Source organism: Mycolicibacterium sp. Y3 (assembly GCF_051188035.1).
In the GTDB taxonomy this organism is placed as follows: Bacteria; Actinomycetota; Actinomycetes; order Mycobacteriales; family Mycobacteriaceae; genus Mycobacterium; species Mycobacterium fluoranthenivorans.
This window is the reverse complement of the sequence record NZ_JAVQLT010000001.1, coordinates 3,243,170-3,260,765: the sequence shown is the minus strand read 5'-3', so window position 1 is coordinate 3,260,765 and position 17,596 is coordinate 3,243,170. Positions and strand designations below refer to the sequence as shown.

Sequence of the window (17,596 nt, the reverse complement as noted above, 5' to 3'; positions counted from 1 at the left end):
CTAGGGACGGAAGTCACGACTTCGATCCGACTTCGGGCCTCAGGACGATCTCCTCGGTAACGAGGGACCAGTGGCCCTATCTGCAGCTTGCGCGCACGAGCATGGTGGGACCATGAAGATCGACGCGACGCGGGTGGCGGCCCTGGCGGTACTGCTCTACGGGGCAAAGCGCTACTGGCGGAACTGGGGCACCACCAAGGACGAATGTGCGATGAATCTGCCCGGCGATGAACTGTTGCGGGAACCCCTGGTCAAGACCACCGAGGGGGTGTGGATCGATCTGCCCGTCGAGCAGGTGTGGCCGTGGGTGGTACAGCTCGGTCAGGACCGCGGCGGCTGCTACACCTACGACACGGTCGAGAACGCCTGTGGGCTCGACCATCACAGCGCTGACCGCATCCATGCCGAATGGCAGAACCTCAGCGCCGGGGACACGGTGCGTTTCGCCCCGCCCGGATGGCTGGGACGACGCGACGGCGTCACCTTGCCTGTGGCGAAGGTGATCCCGCAGGAGGCGATCGTGCTGCACGGGTCACCACCGGCCATCCCGTGGGACATCGTCTGGTCCATCCATCTGATGCCCCGATGGGACGACCGCTGCCGGCTGCTCGTGCGCACCCGGGTAGGGCTGCGGCACCCGGCTGAAGTGGTGGCGCTGAGTCTGGCCGGTCCCCTGCACTCCGCGTTGACCAGGAGAATGTTGTTGGGCATCAAGCACCGAGCGGAGCGGCAACGTCATTCCGCCGTGGTCGAGGCATCCTCGTCGTGACCGTTTCACGGCAGACCGTGGTGGCACCAGTCGGCCGTATCCTGCCCTTCCTCCTTCTCGCCACCACGTTGAGCGCTCTCGGCGGCGGCGGCCTGGCATGGTCCCTGGGAGCGCACCACACCGCCGAAATGCTCTGGAATGCTGGAACTCTGATCGCTGTGGTGCCCGCCCTCTGGTGGGTGGCCGCCGCCATGAAGGACCGCCGGTTCGGAGCCGATCTCATCGCCGTTCTGGCGCTTGTCGGTGCACTGGCGGTCGGCGAGCACCTTGCCGGAGCGCTGATCGCCGTCATGCTGGCCACCGGCCGGGCGCTGGATTCCGCGGCCGAGCGCCGTGCGACCCGGGACCTGCGCGCACTGTCCGATCGCATGCCGCGAGAGGTGCGAAGATGCGACACCGACGGGGTCGTGACGGTCCCGTTGGACGCGATTCAGCCCGGCGACCGGCTGATCATCGGTCCGGGTGAGGTCGTGCCGGTGGATGGGCTGATCGCCGCAGAGGCCGCGATATTCGATGAATCCGCGCTGACCGGCGAGTCCGTGTACGCCGAGCGGCAGGCCGGTGATGGGGTACGCAGCGGCGCCGTCAATGCGGGTGCCGCAGTGGAGATCGAGGCGACCGCGACCGCGCAGGACAGCACCTACGCCGAGATAGTGCGGTTGGCACAGGAGGCCGCCGCGCAGAGCGCACCGGTGGTGCGCCTCGCCGACCGGTTCGCCGTGTGGTTCCTGCCTCTGACGCTCACCGTCTCCGGTGCGGCGTGGCTGCTCAGCGGTTCGGCCGAACGCGCGGTCGCGGTGCTCGTGGTGGCCACCCCCTGTCCGTTGCTCCTGGCCGCGCCGGTGGCGATCGTCTCCGGTCTGTCCCGGGCCGCCCGGCTCGGTGTCATCGTCCGCAGCGGTGGCGCACTGGAGAATCTCGGAAAGGCGACCACCCTGGTCCTGGACAAGACCGGCACGATCACCACCGGCCGGCCCGTCGGGACCGATATCGTGACCGCCCCGGGGTGGACGCAGACCGAGGTTCTGCGCCTGGCCGCCTCCGCTGACCGGTTCTCTCCTCATGTCCTCGCCCACGCGATCGTCGACGCCGCCCGCGACCGGCAGATAGCCATCAGTGTGCCCACCGATGCCGTCGAAGTCGCCGGCATCGGCACGTCGGCAACAGTGGACGGGATGCGCGTGAGGGTGGGAAATCATGAACTTCCGTCCAGCCCGCCGCAGTGGGCCGGTACCGCGCTCACCCGGGCGACGTTCGACGGCGCCGTCATCGCGTGGGTGTCGGTCGATGACGGATTGATCGGCGCTGTGCTGCTCAGTGATCCGTTGAGAGTGGACGCGCCGCGCACACTTCGCCGGTTGCGCGCCGCCGGCATCAACCGGATGGTCATGCTCACCGGAGACCGGCCGGCTCCCGCCGAGCACATCGCAGCCATGCTCGGGCTCGATCAGGTGCGTGCCGACCAGACCCCGGCCGACAAGGTCGCCGGAGTGCAGGCGGAGCGGGAGAAGGCCGTCACCGCGATGGTCGGCGACGGTGTCAACGACGCGCCCGCACTGGCCGCGGCGGATGTCGGTATCGCACTCAGTGGGTACGGGTCGACGGCGAGTTCCGAGACCGCCGATATCGTCCTGGCGACCGGCCGGATCGACCGCTTGGCCGATGCCATGCTGATCGCTCGCCGTTCCCGGCGCCTCGCCGTGCAGAGCGCGACAGTCGGGATGGGTCTGTCTTTGGTGGCGATGGCCTTCGCCGCGGTCGGCCTTCTCCCGCCCACGATCGGCGCTCTTCTGCAGGAGTTGATCGACCTCACCGTCATTCTCAACGCTCTGCGCGCGTTACGGACTCCAGGAATCGGCACGCCGGCGCTGGTCGCCGGCACCGAGGATCTGCTCCGCAGGTTTGCGGCCGAGCATGTTCGGATGCGCGGCGAACTCGGCGCTTTCCGCGCAGCCGCACATCAGCTTTGTGACGGCAACGTCGTGGCCGCATTGCCGTTGGTGCAACGTGCCGACACCTTCGTGCAGCACGTGCTGCTGCCGCACGAGCACGCCGAGGACCACAATTTGTATCCCGCCTTGGCGACACCGCTGGGCAGCCCGGAAGCCACCGCGACGATGAGCCGCATGCACGCCGAGATTGACAGCCTGGCCCGCCGGCTGCACACCCACGCCACCGTCGCCGAAGCCAAGGGCGGGATCGACGAGGCGCAACGCGAGGATCTCCTCGCCTGCCTCTATGGACTCGACGAGCTGCTGGCCGTGCATTTCGTCGCGGAGGAGGAGAACTACTTCAGCCTGTTGCCCGATGCCGCCCCGGAGCGAACTGGCGGTGAATGACCTTCTGCCCTAGTCAGCGTGGACGCAAAACCTGACGATGAGTGGTATCAACGACATCCGACGCACACCGAAGGAGCACCCAGATGTCACCGCTTGCAGAGAAATACGGAATCCTGGTCGCCGTCGACGGCTCCCCCGAGTCCGACGCGGCGGTGTCCTGGGCGGCCCATGAAGCCGCTCTGCGCCACACCGAGGTCACGATCATGCACGTCATTGCTCCGATGATCGTCACGTGGCCCATCACCACGGCCCAACTGGATATCGCCGAATGGCAGAACGGGGCCTCCCAACAGATCCTCGAACAGGCGGAGAAGACCTTTCACGCCAGTGTCACCGAGTCGAATGCCCCGGTTGTGCGCACGGAATCGGTGCCCTCACCGGTGATCTCGGCCCTCATCGACAAGTCGAAGGATGCGGCGATGATGGTGGTCGGAATCCGCGGCGCCGGAAAACACGGGCGGTTGGCGATCGGCTCTGTCAGCAACGCACTGCTCCATCACGCACATTGTCCGGTCGTGGTGGTTCATCCCGAGGACCGGACAGACCCGACCGCACCCGTCCTGGTGGGAATCGATGGGTCGCCTGCCTCCGAATCGGCGACCGGACTTGCGTTCGAGGAGGCCTCGTTGCGTGGGGTGGATCTGGTGGCCGTGCATGCGTGGAGCGATACCGCGGTCTTCCCCGCCATCGAAATGGACTGGTACCTCTATGAGGAGCAGGCGCATGAAACGCTCGCCGAGCGCCTCGCCGGTTGGCAGGAGCGGTATCCGGACGTCGATGTCCACCGCAGACTGCCATGCGACCGGCCCGCGCATTGGCTGGCCGCAGAGTCGCAGAAAGCGCAGCTGGTGGTCGTCGGTAGCCGCGGGCGCGGCGGTTTCACCGGGATGTTGCTGGGCTCGGTGAGTTCTGCTGTGGCACAACAGGCCGATGCACCCGTGATCGTCGTTCGGGATTGAGTGCGGCGCGCACCTCGCATGGATCGACGTTGAGCGCCGTCGTCCACTCCTGGGTTTCCGCACGAGGCAACCAAGACCAGGGCAGTTTCACATGCTCATTGTGGTACCGCTGTCACCGGCTGCATCTTGCGATCATCAACGGCCGCACTGCTGAGGTAACCGCCGACCCGACGGGTGCGCGCCCGCGATCCAGTTTGAGTGCCGGGGCCGTGTTCAGCGCCTGTCGTCGGGACAAACCATCCACGTCGGTTGAGCCCGCGACCGCGGTGCGCAGCGCCAGAATGCGACGGCTGATGTTGAGGGTCAGGGGTATCAGGTGGGTGGTGATCCGCGCACCTGCCGCCAGCCGCAGGTAGGTGCGCGTCACGACCGATGCGATCTCGTCGCGGCCGCAGTCCGGAAATCTGACCGCCAGCATCGTCGTCGTGCGGTCCAGCTCGTCTTGCACCATCGGTGCCAGCGCCCCGCGGGAGCCGATTGCGTTGAGGTTCATCAGTTGTCGGTCTGGTGAGGGGCTCGACCGCCGTGGCCGCCGACCACCGTGGCCAGTTCCCGGTCCCACGCGCTGTGCCGAGACCGGTCGAGCCGGCACCGCACCACCCAGACGAATCCGGCCGAAGCGCCGGCAACGACGAGCCACAGAGACAACGCGATACCGACTGCATCCACCGCCGCCTGACGAACCGGGGTAGGCGCGACGGTGTTCTCCCCGCGCGCATCCACCCAGATATCGGTCTTGTCACCGAGCGAGGCCGGCGACGGCCACGGCACGAGTCCGGTGTGCTCCGACCCGGCGGCGGTCCAGCGGGCCGGCACGACGTAAGAGAGCTGATTGCGCTGCACCACGGTCTCGGTATCCGTCTGGGCGGTGGCCGAGACGATGTGCCGAGTCAACGCCTGTTCGGCGTACAGGCGGGCGTTCGAGTCGTGTACCGCAGTGCCGACGGCTCCCGCGACGGGTGTCATCAGGACGACCAGTGACAGCGCGAGAAATGTTGTCAGGGCCTCGATTCGGTCGCTCATTCGTACCAACGGGTTGCGGCTCGCCAACAGAGCACCGCTGCGTCGGCCCAAGCCGATGGGGTAGATCTCCACGTCCCGCTCCTCACGCGGCCGGATTGACTGAGGATTTCAGCTTGCGCCGAACCACCCGGAATTCTTAGGGTCCAAGGTCACCGCCCGGATGGGCGCACGGCCCCAATACATCCCGCCGAAGGACCAGCCGCCGATGCTAAGCGAGCGGGAAGCCGTCGAGGTTGCAGGCGACTTCGCTCAGCGGCCGCCGCGGGGTGGCGGGAAGCGGGTCCGCGTTGATGGGCGCCCACCCGATACGCAACAGCACCTGAGGGAACTCCCCGATGCCGAACACCGCGGCCTGGAGCTGATCGCGGGTCGCCTGGATCTCGAGGGGTTCGGTGAGAATGCAACTGGCCAGACCCATCGACGTCGCCGTCAGGAGGACCTGACTGGTGGCTTCGCCGGCCCGCAGTCGGGCGATGACATCGTCGGCGGCGGTGCCGAGCGCGAGCACGACTCCGTGATCGTCCTCGGCATCCGACTCCGGCGCCTGCGGCAGCGCCGGCCCCGCGAATATCCGCGCCGGCACCGGGGAATGCTGGTCCGAGGCAGGGGCGTTACGCGCGGGCACGCCCGCGGTGGCCCCGTAACGACCACTCCAGGAAGCTAATTCGCCGAGGTACCCGGCATCCTGGCTGTGCTCACGCGCCGCCCAGGCAAGGATCGCCCTGAATTCGTCGTTCGTCTCGACCCGTCGCATGGTGACACCCATCCGTGCGGCACGCGCGCCCATCATGGCAATGTGTCCGGGTGGGACCGGCCAGGAGCTGTAGTGCCGGCGATCGGTGCGCCGTTGCGGGATCGCCGCGGCTAGGGAGATGTCCATCTCCCCCGGCCGGACCGGATGAAACTCGATCGAGGCCAGGTGATCGGATTCATCTGGGTTGGGTAACCGATGAATCTTGGACTGCCAGCCCAACGCCGCAAGCGCAATGACGCAGTGGTTCAAAGCAATTCCGCAGCTGACGAACAGGTCGCGCCGATCCGGGTCGGTATGTTCGAGGTGCAGTGACGGGTCGGCGAAGAGATGGACACTTCGCGGCCCCACCCGCCAACGCCAGGGTTGCGAATTGTGCACCGAGGGCGCACGCGTTGCCAAGGACAGCGCAGCATGCACCGTTTCGGTGGCGGGAAAATGACCGGACATCGGGTAGACCTTTGCTCGTGATGTGCTTCAGCTCAACTATGTGCAACGGTGGACGACTCCGTCAGAGTCGGAGGTGTGCACTATGAGGGACTTCTGACCTTCGGCTACGCCCGAAACGTGATAGCCAGAACGACAAGGTCGATGAACAAGAGTCCCAGTCCGGCCACCGGCACCCAGATCGCGTGTTTGCGCGATGCGGTGTAGAACGAGGCGGCGATCGTGACGACCGCCACGACCGGCGGTCCGTAGGCCAGTATCCCGAACCAGAACTCACCCGGGCCCATGTGATCGCAGCCTCCGTCGGTACACCGTGCCAGGCCCATCACCGCTGCGAAGGCGAAGAGCATGACCGCCATCGCCACCGGCACGGTCAACAAGGCCAACAACCAGTTGAGCCACACCGGACTGCCGCCACGATGTCGGGGCTCCTTCTGGCGAGAGGATGGTTCGGTTGTGGTGTCCATCGGTGGGGTCCTTTACACGTCATTTCACAGATGGCGAACATCAAAACACCGTGGCGAATCCGCACACTAGGGCCTGAAGTCCTCTCCGGGTCGGTCACCCAGCTGAGTACGAAAGCCCCTAGAAGCGGGTACCCGACCGCACCTACCGTCCATGGCACGCCGCTCGTCTGCCCAGGCCGAAGTGAAGGACGCCACAATGAGCCACACCGTAGATATCGAGACAATCGTCGCCGGGGTCGATGATTCGTCATGCTCGCAACCCGCGTTGGAATGGGCTGCCAAGGAGGCTGCTCTGCGCCAGGCCACCCTTCGCATCGTGTACGCGGCCACCCTGCCCATCGGCGCATGGCCGGTGGCCCCTGCGCCGAGCGGGTTCATGGAGTGGCAGGCCGAGCGCAGCAAAGGCATCCTGGACGACGCCTGCAAGCGGGTCCAGGACGTGACACGCGGGTCGGTTGGGGTGGAAACCGTGTTCGCGGTGGCGACTCCTGCCGCCGTGCTGGTCGAGGAGTCCACAACGGCGGGGCTGGTCGTCGTGGGTTCGCGGGGTCGCGGGTCGTTGGCCCGCCACCTGTTGGGCAGTGTCAGCACCGCGCTCGCGCACCGCGCCCACTGCGCCGTAGCCGTCATTCATGACGGCGAACCCACGCCGGATCAGCACGCCCCCGTCCTCCTTGGCTACGACGGGTCGCCGGCATCGGAGGATGCGGCCACGCTGGCGTTCGATGAGGCAGACCGCCGCAACGTCGAGTTGGTGGTGCTCCACGCGTGGTGGTCACCAGGCGCATTCGACATGCCGGGATTCGACTGGGAGCAGATGCGGCCCGACGTCGATCGCGAGATGGCCGCGCGGCTGGCCCCCTGGCAGGAGCATTTTCCCCGGGTGAATGTGCGCCGCATCGTCGTCGCCGATCAACCCGCTCACCACCTCGTCGAACTGTCCGCCACGGCGCAGCTCGTCGTCGTGGGCAGCCACGGGCACGGGGCGTTGGCCGGTACTCTTCTGGGCTCGGTCAGCGGCACGGTGGTCCAGTCGGTGCGCACGCCCGTGGTCATCTGCCGTCCACGCTAGGCGGCGGCCGGTGTTCACCCCGCGATCTGCCCGGCCTCCGGCCGATCCGGCACCAACCCCGATCGCACCAGTGCGTCGGTGACGAATCGGTTCACCGGTCGCGACTGGAAGAAGCCGGTGTGGCCACCGCGATACCATTCGATATCCGGTCGCCCCCAATGCTCCCAAAGCCTGGTGACCTGTTCCCGCGGATGCACCACCTGATCCGCCAGGCCTGCATAGATGAAGCGGCCGGCCGGCGGTACCCGCGGCTCCAGAGACAACGGTGAGATCATCCGGCCGAGCGCACCGGCCAGCAGAATCGTCCGCCGACGCGGATCCTCGCGGTCCAGTCCGGAATGCCTGCTGAGCAGGTCGACCAGGTCGGCGACCGGCACGCCCAGCACCGCGCACCTCAGGTCGTTGTCGAGGCTTGCCACCAGCGCAGTGATGAAACCGCCCAGCGACAGACCGTAGATTCCGATGGTCGGCGCCGGATGTTGTTGCCTGATCCAGGCCAGCAGGCCGCGAATATCCCAGACTGCCTGTGCGGTCGCATGCACATCGTCGATCACGTTCTCGCCGGGGAACACCGCACCCTTCGGCAGGCCGGTGGCCCTGGGACCGTGTAGCGGAAGCACCGGAAGGACGACGTTGAGTCCCAGGTCGTCGTGCAGGTGCCAGGCCCGAAACAGTGCCAGATCCAGTGCGGCGCGGCCCATCTCGGTGCCGTGCACACACACCAGCCAGGGACGTTCGTCGCGGTGCCGCAGCAACAGCGCATAGCCGTTGCCGACTGCACCGTAGCTACGCCACCGATCCGCCCCGGGCTCACCGACCCGCGGTGTGTAGTCACTGGGCCAGCGCATCCGGGCATAGAATCTGCCGCCCCGATGTACCGGTGTGATCTCCACCCCGGAAAGGGGTCCGGGCGTGACGAAGAAACTACCGGGATCGCGCAGACAGCCCAGGGCGCCATAGAATTCGAGTGCCGCGACCACCTCGTCGTGGATGTGCGCGAATGCCCGCGGTTGGCTCAGTGGACGGCGGGCCCGAAGGCCCAACAGCACCACCTCATCGCGCAGCGCCTGTGCCGCCAGCGCGAGACTCGGCCTCGCGATCGGCAATTGCGGCGAACCCGCCCCCAGGTAGTCTCGCCAGGACCGGGCGTAGTAGCTCCCGGTCTTGGTGAAGGGCCGGATCACGTCACCCAGCGACGGACTCATCGTTGCCGCGCTGTCGACGGGACCCACACCAGCACATCAGAATTGGTCATAGCGCGGCCATCCATCGATCAGTGCAGCGGATGCACGTGTTCATGGGTGACGGTTTCGATATCCCCGGCCGTCGCCTTGAGCATCTGCTCCGCGAGATCGGCCAAGGCGCGGGCCACCGCGAGCTCATCGCCGATCGCCGGTACATCACGGTCGTCCGGATTGCGCCGCGCCACACCAACCCCGGTGAAGCCACGGTCATCGCCGACCAGCCAGGTGGTGGCACGAGTGTGATCCTCGTGCTCGTCGACGCAGACGCCGACTGCCCACTCTCTGCCCTGATTGCTCGGAACGTTCATCGCCGCGCTCCCCTGCTCGTCTGTGTGGCCGCCAGTCGTTCATTCGAGGCCCGAAGCGCCCATACGGTACCCGGGTGCCGCAGCAGCGACCAGATAGTTAGCGCTGGACGGGATTTCAATGCTGCCGGATGATTCATGTGTTCTTCTCCTTCCGAAGGACCGCGGTAGCACAAGTAGTTCGAAGCGCGCCCGCATCGCGGCCAACTCGGCATTTCCGAGGAGGGTGTCGATCAGCGCGGCATCGTCGGCCGTCGTGACGATCAGATGATCCACACTCGGTTGCTGCAGTATCAGCGCGGCGAGATCGTCCGGTCGGGGTATGGCCCACACCTCGGGTTGCTCCGCGGCTTCGACGTAGCCGATCGCACTCACATAGTCGTCGGGGTCCCACGGCGCCGGGGTCAGCACCATCACCGCCGCGCCTCTCAGCGCCGCCTCGGCCATGGCGGTGCGCAATACCGATCTGGCCGACGCCTTCCGGCTCGTGACGGCAACGACCCAGCGATCGGTAGAAGCCGCCGCAGGACTACCAGAGTTGTTCCACGCCAAAAGCATGGGCGACTTCGCGGATCGGGTCGCCGAGCCGGCATCGCCGTGTTCCGCCGCGCGGCATATCTGTACAGCCGGGGTCGATCCGGCGATCAGAACATCGGTGATATCCATGAGCAGACCTTCGGTAGTCCAGAAGTTCAGCGGTCATCTGACGCTAGGTCGCGGCTGCCGGCTTGCACTACAGGCTTTGGTCGGGTTCAGGAGGGACCTTGGTCCCCATCCCGAGCCCACCAACCGTCAGTCCACCGGTAATGGTGCGCTCCATTGCAGCTGCGTACCGCCGGTCCGGCCACCGGTGACGGTGAAGTCACCACCGGCCAGCTCGGCGCGCCGTGCGAGGTTGCTCAGGCCGCTGCTGCGCTGATTGTCGGGCGGTATCCCGCTCCCGTCGTCGGAAACGACGATGCGCAGATCGTCGGCGACCACGATGCTGACCGTGACCTCGGCAGCGCCCGAGTGGCGGATAGCGTTACTCAGCGCCTCTGTGACCACAGCTTCGCCATGGTCGGCAAGCGTCGAGGTGACGACGCTCAACGGACCCGTCAGGTTCAACGACGCCGATAGGTCGCGGTTCTCCGTCAGGTGTTCGAACACGGTGTGGATGCGCGAAGCGAACCCTTCTTGAGCCTCGGACGGATTCTGCAGATTGAAGATGGTCGCCCGAATGTCGTTGATCACGGACTGCAGCTCGTCAACCGACCGCGAAACCCGCCGTACCAGCTCGGGCTTGCGGATACGCGCGACGACGCCCTGCAGGTCCATGCCGACGGCAAAGACGCGCTGGATCACCTGGTCGTGCAGGTCATTCGCGATGCGCTCTCGGTCGGTGAGCAGGTTGAGTTCAGCCGTGTATTGGCGAGCTCTGGCGATGGTCAGCGCGATGGCTGCGTGACCGGCGAAATCCTGGACAGAGTCCAGATGGCCCTCAGTGAATTCTGCTCCAGATACATTACGTGCCAACACCATCACGCCCAAGGTGCGCTTCTCCGCGCACAGCGGTACGACGATCGCCGGCCGTTCGCCCAGGTCGGTGAACGCTTGGATCGGTCTGCGGAACGTCTCGGTGATCAACGGTTTGCCCGACCGGAACACCGCACCGGTGGTCGATCCCTCGACCGGAATACGCTGACCGAGAACCTCATCTGCCTGGCGACCGACCGAAGCGGACACCACCAGTGCGTCCACCTCGTCGTCGGGTTCGTCCGGATCCTCGGGCAACAGCACGATGGCCTGCTCTGCGTCGATGAGCTCGAGTGCCCGGTGGGCGATCAGCTGAAGGGGCCGCTGATACGGGGGCACATCGGACAACACCGCAGCGGTGATCTCGCGGCTGGCACTGGTCCACAGCGCGGATACGCGAGCTTGTTCGAACAGCCGCGCGTTATCGATGGCAACCGCCGCCACCGACGCCAGCGCCCGGGTCGCCATGTCGTCGGCTTCGGCGAAAGCGTGACCCGGTCTGTCATCGGCTATGTACAGGCTGCCGTACGGCCGACCGCGGATCATGATCGGCACGCCGAGGAAGGCTCGCATCGGGGGGTGGCCGTCGGGGAAGCCCGCGGCAGCCGGATGTTCGGTGAGGTCGTCCAGCCGCAGACGTTCGGTGCGATCACGCAGCTCACCCAAGACTCCTTTGCCCACCGGCAGGTGGCCGATGCGCTGTACGGTCTGGGGGTCCATGCCGTCATGGACGAACGAGGACAGTAGGCCGTCGGAACCCCACACGCCGATGGCCCCGTAACGCGCGGTGGTCAATTTCAGCGCCGCGCGAATGATCCGGTGCAGAATCGAGTCCAACTCCAGGTCAGCGCTGATCTCGATCGCCAGTTCGAGCAGTAGGCCCATCTGATCACGATCGGCGGCCAGCTCGTCGAGTTGGTCGTGTATGCGACGAAGGTCTTGCGGTCTCCGTCGCCTGAAGACCGCTTCTGGTTCGTGTTCGTTGCTCACGCGGTTCCTTGCGCTGGACCTCCAATTCTGTCACTACCGCAGCCGCCACGATAGGGACGCGGTCGTCAATTTTGCGGCGCTTACCGATTCAGGACCTGTTCGTGCCGACAAACTGCGACGTGACGGCCATGGTGAGCGGGCGCAGTCAACTCCGAAAGCGACCTCCCATGGCGCTGTTCACGCGGCATCAAAGTTTGCTACGCTTCAGCGCTTCGACACATGATTCACATCAGCAACATCGGCTTGACGCTGACATCGCACGATGGTCCCGCGGTGTCAACCTCGTCGGCCCGCGGTCCGTTGCTCGGCGTACTCCACGAGGTCGGCCAGGGTGCGCAGCCGCTTGTAGTCGACCTCGGGGATGTCCAGTTGGAGTCGCTCGTGAACGCCGCGGAGGAAGTTCAGCCAATCCATCGAATCAAGATCCACCTGCTGCCTCAGCGGCGCTCGCTCGTCGACCTTGTCGGCCTCGATTTCGGGTGCGATGGCTGTCAGCGCTGCGAGGATCTCCTCGCGGATCCGATCGGTTTCCGTCACCGGTCATCCTTCCAACGTGTGCGGCTGCTGCAGGAGCTCCGCGATCGCCGCGAGAAACAGGGCACCCCGATGGCCGTCGCTGGCGCGGTGATCGGCGGCCAGGGTGGCGTGCACGGTGGTGGCGATGCGGATGCCGCCGTCGACGGCGCACACCCGCTGCGCCGGCGCCCCGAAGCCGATGAGGGCGACCTGCGGCGGATAGATGACGCCGAACACGGTATCGACGCCCTGGTCGCCGAGATTGGTGACCGTGATGGTCGGATCCGAGATCTCCGAGCTGCGCAAGGATCCCGCCCGCGCCCGTGCCACCACATCGGCGAGATCTGCCATCACCTCGTCGAGCTTCTTGCCCGGCACATCATGGACCGCCGGCGCCACCAGCCCACCGCCGCGAAGTGAGATGGCCACGCCGACATGAACGCCGGCGGCGGGCCGGAAATCGTCATCCCGCCAGAACCCGTTGAACTCGGGGAAGCGCTGAGCGGCAACGGCAACCGCTTTGAGCAGCAGCGCTGCCGGAAGCACCCGCTCGGTGATGGAGCGCTCGGCGTTGAAGGCGCTCATCCAGTTCAACGCCGCATCCATGTTCACCTCGTGGGCGAGATAGTAATGCGGAATTTCGCGTTTGGACCGTCCCATGGCCGCCGCGATCGACTTCCGCATCTGCTCGGCGCGGCCTCCGCCGGCGTGCGGCTGGATACCTGGACTCGAGGCAGCGGTCCGCTCGACGTCGGCGATGGTGACCGACCCCTGCGGCCCGGTACCCTCGACCGCGTCCAGGTCGACATGTCGCGCCAGCGCCATCCGGCGGGCGGCCGGCGATACCCACCGGCGGTGCTCTGCTGCCGCAGGTGCAGGCTGCACGGCCGGAATCGGGGTATCCGCGGCCTTCCCCTCCTCCCCCTCCTCCGTCAACGTCGCCAACGGCGTACCCACCGAGATGGTTTGGCCGACGGGCACCAGAAGTTCGCTGACGATGCCGTCGTGCCAGCACTCCACTTCGACTGCTGCCTTCGTTGTCTCCACCACGGCAACCACCTGCCCACGATGGACCGTGTCACCGGGCTTGACGAGCCATTCGTTCAGCGTCCCCTCATCCATATCCGAGCCCAGGGCGGGCATCTTGAACTCGATCACAGCCGATCTCCGAACAGACTCTTGACCGCGGCGATGATGCCCTCTGGTTGTGGAAGCGCCGCCTGTTCGAGGTGCTTGGCAAAAGGCATCGGGACTTCGGCGCTGCACACCCTGGCGGGTGGGGCATCGAGATCGAAGAACGCACCCTCCGTGATCTGGGCGACGACCTCGGCCGCAAGGCTTCCGGTCCGCCAGCCCTCGTCGACCACGACGGCACGGTGCGTCTTGCGCACCGACTCAAGGATGGTGCCGGTGTCCAGGGGTCTGAGGACCCGCAGATCGATCACCTCGCAGTCGATACCCGTCAGCGCCAGCCGGTCAGCGGCGTCGAGGGTCTTCGGCAGTGATCCACCGTAAGTGACCACCGTGACATCGGAACCCGTCCGGCGCACGGCCGCACGCGAAATATCGCTCTGCACCGGAAGTTCCACATCCGAGGAAGTGTTGTAGAGCTGGACGTGCTCGAACACCATCACCGGGTCGGGGTCGCGTAACGCCGCCGACAACATGCCGTAGGCATCCGCCACGGTCGCGGGGGCCACCACCTTGATGCCTGGGATGTGCGCATACCAGCACTCCAGGCTGTGCGAATGCTGCGCCGCCAACTGTCGGCCCGCCCCCGTCGCCATCCTGACCACCAGCGGCACCGAGAATTGCCCGCCCGACATGTGACGAAGGGTTGCCGCGGTGTTGACGATCTGATCGAGTGCCAGGAGGCTGAAGTTGACCGTCATGATTTCGACGATCGGGCGGAGCCCGCCCAGGGCCGCCCCGATGCCGACACCGACGAATCCCAATTCCGACAACGGCGTGTCCCGCACCCGCTCGGGCCCGAACTCTTCCAGAAGGCCCTTGGACGCCGCGTAGGTGCCGCCGTAGCAGCCGACATCCTCACCCATCAACACGACTCGGGGGTCATCGCGCAGCGCATCCCGCATCGCGTCGTGCACCGCGGACCGGTATGTCGTCTTCATCGTGATCGTTCCGAAGTCGGGGTCAGTACATCGCGAGTGAGTTCGTCGACGTCCTCCCATGTTCCCGCGTCGGCAAAGGCCACTGCGGCGAGCACTTCTGCGTCGGCGGCCTGCTCGATCGCAGCGATATCCGCCGCTGAGAGCAGGCCGTCCTGTACACACCGCTGGGTGAAAGCGGCGATCGGATCCCGGGTGCGCCACTGCTCGACCTCGGCTTTGTCGCGATACAACTCGGGGTCGAACATCGAGTGTGCACGGAACCGATAGGTCCTGAACTCCAGGAAGAACGGCCCGCCGTCGGTGCGGATGTGGTCGGTGGCTTGGGTGGCCGCGGTATGGCAGGCGGCGACGTCCATCCCGTCGACAGCCAGCGTGGGCACCTTGTAGGAAGCAGCCTTGGCCGTCAGGTCGGTCTGCGATTGGGCGCGGGCCAGCGCGGTGCCCATGGCATAGAGATTGTTCTCGCAACAGAAAAGCACCGGAAGCCGCCAGAGCGCCGCCATGTTCAGCGACTCGTGGAAGACCCCTTCGGCAACGGCGCCGTCACCGAAATAGCATGCCGTGACCCGGTTTCTGCGTCCCAATTGCACGTCGGCGAGTCCCAGCCCCACTGCAAGCGGCAGCCCGCCGCCCACGATGGCGTTGCCGCCGTAGAAACGCCTGCCGGCGTCGAACAGGTGCATCGAGCCACCCCGACCGCGCGAGCATCCTTCGGCCTTGCCGAACATCTCGGACATGATGGATGTCATGGGCACACCCCGCAGGAGTGCGTGGCCATGCTCGCGGTAGGTGGCCACCACGGCATCGTCGGCGGTGAGCGCGCGCAGGGAACCCGTGGCAACCGCCTCCTCACCTACGTAGAGGTGCAGGAATCCGCGAATCTTGCTCTCTCCGTACAGTTCGGCGCACTTTTCCTCCATCCGGCGAACGCGCACCATGTCGGACAGCAGGTCATGGGCCAGATCGCGGGTGATCACGGCGCCACCGATCGCAGATCTGGCTTTGCGCCGCGCTCCACCGTGGACGTGTCCCCTTCCGGCAGGCCCAGCTCGCGAGCCTTCAGCAGCCGTCGCATGATCTTGCCGCTGCGCGTATGGGGCAGGGCATCGGTGAACTCGATCGCCTTGGGTGCCACGGCGGCACCGAGGCGTCGGCGCGCGTGTGCGAGCAGGTCCCGGCGGAGGTGTTCGTCGGCGCTGAAACCGTCCTTGAGCGTCACGAAGGCTTTGACCAGCTCGCCGGTGGTCGGATCGGGTATGCCGATCACAGCAGCTTCCGCCACCGCCGGGTGGTCGGTCAACGCGTTCTCCACCTCGAACGGGCCGATCAGGTGTCCGGCCGACTTGATGACGTCATCGGCGCGTCCCACGAACCAGAAGTAGCCGTCGCCATCCTTTTTGACCAGATCACCCGTGAGGTAAAGGCCGTCGCGGAAGGCTTTTCGGTACCGCTCCTCCTCGTGCAGATAGGTTCGGAACATCGACGGCCATCCCGGCCGCAGTGCCAACTCACCTTCGATATCGGGTTCATCGACGAGGTGGATCGTGCCGTCCTCGCCGCGATGGACGACGCAGGCATCAACTCCTGGTAACGGTCTGCCCATCGAACCGGGTTTGATATCGAACGCCGGTGTGTTCGCGACCATGATTCCGCCGGTCTCCGTCTGCCACCAGTTGTCGTGAATCGGCAGTCCGAGAACCCGCTTTCCCCACCAGACCGCCTCGGCGTTAAGCGGTTCTCCCACACTGGCGACGAACCGCAGTTTCGGGAACCGGAAGGCAGCGGCAAGCTCGGCGCCGGCCTTGATGAGCATCCGGATGGCGGTCGGCGCGGTGTACCAGACGGTGACGGCCTGGCTTTCCAGGACGCGGTACCAGCGCTCGGCGTCGAAGACACCTTCGTCGATGACCGATGTGACACCGTGCACGAGGGGCGCGATGACGCCGTAGGACATCCCCGTCACCCACCCGGGGTCGGCCGTGCACCAGTAGATGTCTTCAGGATGAAGATCCAGCGCATACAGCCCGGTGATGAAATGCATGGTCACCGCGCCGTGGACGTGCACGGCTCCCTTGGGCGTCCCGGTGGTGCCACTGGTGAAGTGCAGCAGGGCGGGGTCATCGGCGGTGGTGGGTTCGATCGGGGCGTCGTCGTTCTCGGTATCCATCCACGGCCAGAAACCTCTCGTGGCGTCCCCACAGTCGCGTTGATCGCCGTCGATGATCAGCACGTGCCGCAACGCCGGCAGTCGACCGCGTATCTCCGCGACCTTCTTCGCGTAGAGTGCTTTCGTGGTGACCAGGACGTTTGCCACGCCATTGTGCAGCCGGGTCTCGACGGGTTCGGGACCGAACGCCGAAAACAGGGGTGCGACGATACTGCCGTTGCGCAGGGCACCCAGGATCGCGACGTAGAGCTCGGGGCACCGGTCCAGCAATGTGAAAACCCGGTCGCCCTTGCCGGCCCCCAGCGAACGCAGAACATTGGTGAATCGCCGCGCGAGAGAACCGAGTTCGGCGTAGCTGAGGTCGTGAATTGTCAGATCGCCCTCACCTTCCGCCCCTGATACGAAACGAAGTGCGGTGCGAGAGGCCGCGGGCCCTTGAGCGTTCCGGTCGACGGCCGCGTAGCCGATATTGCAGAGACCGGCTCCCATACCCGCACAGACATCGGGAACGTCTCGCCAATCGAACGAGGCGCGGGCCCTGTCGTAATCGACGAGATTGGGGGTGACCCGCCAATCTCGGGCGGTCTTGTGAATGACCTTCACGACGTCCGTCCGGCGTTCGGTGGAGGAAGCACCCCCATTCGCGCGGCGGTCGGCAGATTGGCCATCACGCGGTCGAGCAGTGCGCCGTAGGCGGAGCCGTCGTCGTGCAGCTTTCGGAATCCTCGATGCAGTAGGAACGCATCGAGCCGCCGTTCGATGGGCCACTGCGCGTAGGTCTCGTCGGTGAACTCAGACCGGAGAAATTGCCATGCCACGTTGTCGAGTTGGCTTCGCGTCAAGGTCAGTCGTTCGATCGTCGTCATCGGTCATTTCCCTCCGGAATGTCGTCAGTACCAT

At 66.0% G+C, this 17,596-nt stretch carries 18 protein-coding genes; 4 read left to right on the top strand and 14 right to left on the bottom strand.

Annotated features, from left to right (window positions below; genetic code table 11):
• Positions 1 to 112: 112 nt before the first annotated feature.
• The 3 genes from QN239_RS15800 (at position 113) to QN239_RS15790 (ending at position 4,067) form a co-directional block, all read left to right on the top strand.
• Entirely contained in the window at positions 113 to 769 is a 657-nt protein-coding gene (locus QN239_RS15800; RefSeq protein ID WP_499011696.1) for an SRPBCC family protein, read from the top strand.
• Entirely contained in the window at positions 766 to 3,108 is a 2,343-nt protein-coding gene (locus tag QN239_RS15795) for a heavy metal translocating P-type ATPase (protein ID WP_499011694.1), read from the top strand. Before QN239_RS15800 ends, QN239_RS15795 begins: the two co-directional genes overlap by 4 nt.
• Positions 3,109 to 3,191: 83 nt before the next feature.
• A complete protein-coding gene (locus QN239_RS15790; RefSeq protein WP_499011693.1) occupies positions 3,192 to 4,067 on the top strand; it encodes a universal stress protein in 876 nt (291 codons plus the stop codon).
• A 112-nt stretch (positions 4,068 to 4,179) separates the two neighbouring features.
• On the opposite strand, the gene QN239_RS15785 is transcribed toward QN239_RS15790, so the two are convergent.
• The 4 genes from QN239_RS15785 to QN239_RS15770 all read right to left on the bottom strand — a co-directional run bounded on the left by QN239_RS15785 (position 4,180) and on the right by QN239_RS15770 (position 6,755).
• Positions 4,180 to 4,560, bottom strand: coding sequence for a three-helix bundle dimerization domain-containing protein (locus QN239_RS15785; protein ID WP_499011692.1), 381 nt, complete (start codon positions 4,558 to 4,560; stop codon positions 4,180 to 4,182).
• Positions 4,560 to 5,162 carry an Rv1733c family protein gene (locus QN239_RS15780; RefSeq protein ID WP_499011690.1) on the bottom strand — a complete coding sequence of 201 codons (603 nt, stop codon included), beginning with the start codon at positions 5,160 to 5,162 and terminating at the stop codon, positions 4,560 to 4,562. The genes QN239_RS15785 and QN239_RS15780 overlap by 1 nt, the downstream gene beginning before the upstream one ends.
• 136 nt (positions 5,163 to 5,298) lie before the next feature.
• Positions 5,299 to 6,291 carry an Acg family FMN-binding oxidoreductase gene (locus tag QN239_RS15775; protein WP_499011689.1) on the bottom strand — a complete coding sequence of 331 codons (993 nt, stop codon included), beginning with the start codon at positions 6,289 to 6,291 and terminating at the stop codon, positions 5,299 to 5,301.
• Between the two features lie 104 nt (positions 6,292 to 6,395).
• Positions 6,396 to 6,755 carry a hypothetical protein gene (locus QN239_RS15770; protein WP_499011688.1) on the bottom strand — a complete coding sequence of 120 codons (360 nt, stop codon included), beginning with the start codon at positions 6,753 to 6,755 and terminating at the stop codon, positions 6,396 to 6,398.
• Between the two features lie 196 nt (positions 6,756 to 6,951).
• On the opposite strand from QN239_RS15770, the gene QN239_RS15765 reads away from it, so the two are divergent.
• Positions 6,952 to 7,827, top strand: coding sequence for a universal stress protein (locus tag QN239_RS15765; protein ID WP_499011686.1), 876 nt, complete (start codon positions 6,952 to 6,954; stop codon positions 7,825 to 7,827).
• Positions 7,828 to 7,841: 14 nt separating this feature from the next.
• Here the strand turns inward: QN239_RS15765 and QN239_RS15760 are convergent, their stop codons facing one another.
• The 10 genes from QN239_RS15760 to QN239_RS15715 all read right to left on the bottom strand — a co-directional run bounded on the left by QN239_RS15760 (position 7,842) and on the right by QN239_RS15715 (position 17,562).
• A complete protein-coding gene (locus tag QN239_RS15760; RefSeq protein WP_499016812.1) occupies positions 7,842 to 9,032 on the bottom strand; it encodes an alpha/beta hydrolase family protein in 1,191 nt (396 codons plus the stop codon).
• Positions 9,033 to 9,100: 68 nt separating this feature from the next.
• Entirely contained in the window at positions 9,101 to 9,379 is a 279-nt protein-coding gene (locus tag QN239_RS15755) for a DUF1876 domain-containing protein (RefSeq protein WP_267289012.1), read from the bottom strand.
• Between the two features lie 39 nt (positions 9,380 to 9,418).
• Positions 9,419 to 10,042: a hypothetical protein gene (locus QN239_RS15750; protein ID WP_499011684.1), complete on the bottom strand. Its 624-nt coding sequence runs from the start codon at positions 10,040 to 10,042 to the stop codon at positions 9,419 to 9,421.
• Positions 10,043 to 10,168: 126 nt separating this feature from the next.
• Positions 10,169 to 11,776: a GAF domain-containing sensor histidine kinase gene (locus tag QN239_RS15745; RefSeq protein ID WP_499011682.1), complete on the bottom strand. Its 1,608-nt coding sequence runs from the start codon at positions 11,774 to 11,776 to the stop codon at positions 10,169 to 10,171.
• Between the two features lie 381 nt (positions 11,777 to 12,157).
• Positions 12,158 to 12,418, bottom strand: a complete 261-nt coding sequence (locus QN239_RS15740; RefSeq protein WP_499011681.1) for an acyl carrier protein — start codon at positions 12,416 to 12,418, stop codon at positions 12,158 to 12,160.
• 3 nt (positions 12,419 to 12,421) lie between these two features.
• Positions 12,422 to 13,555 (bottom strand): dihydrolipoamide acetyltransferase family protein, encoded by a 1,134-nt coding sequence (locus QN239_RS15735; protein ID WP_499011679.1) that lies wholly within the window; start codon positions 13,553 to 13,555, stop codon positions 12,422 to 12,424.
• Positions 13,552 to 14,529, bottom strand: coding sequence for an alpha-ketoacid dehydrogenase subunit beta (locus tag QN239_RS15730; RefSeq protein ID WP_499011677.1), 978 nt, complete (start codon positions 14,527 to 14,529; stop codon positions 13,552 to 13,554). Before QN239_RS15730 ends, QN239_RS15735 begins: the two co-directional genes overlap by 4 nt.
• Positions 14,526 to 15,506, bottom strand: a complete 981-nt coding sequence (gene pdhA / locus QN239_RS15725) for a pyruvate dehydrogenase (acetyl-transferring) E1 component subunit alpha (RefSeq protein ID WP_499011674.1) — start codon at positions 15,504 to 15,506, stop codon at positions 14,526 to 14,528. Before pdhA ends, QN239_RS15730 begins: the two co-directional genes overlap by 4 nt.
• Positions 15,503 to 17,299, bottom strand: coding sequence for an acetate--CoA ligase (gene acsA / locus QN239_RS15720; RefSeq protein ID WP_499011672.1), 1,797 nt, complete (start codon positions 17,297 to 17,299; stop codon positions 15,503 to 15,505). The genes pdhA and acsA overlap by 4 nt, the downstream gene beginning before the upstream one ends.
• Positions 17,296 to 17,562, bottom strand: a complete 267-nt coding sequence (locus QN239_RS15715; protein WP_499011670.1) for a hypothetical protein — start codon at positions 17,560 to 17,562, stop codon at positions 17,296 to 17,298. The genes acsA and QN239_RS15715 overlap by 4 nt, the downstream gene beginning before the upstream one ends.
• Positions 17,563 to 17,596: the final 34 nt, after the last annotated feature.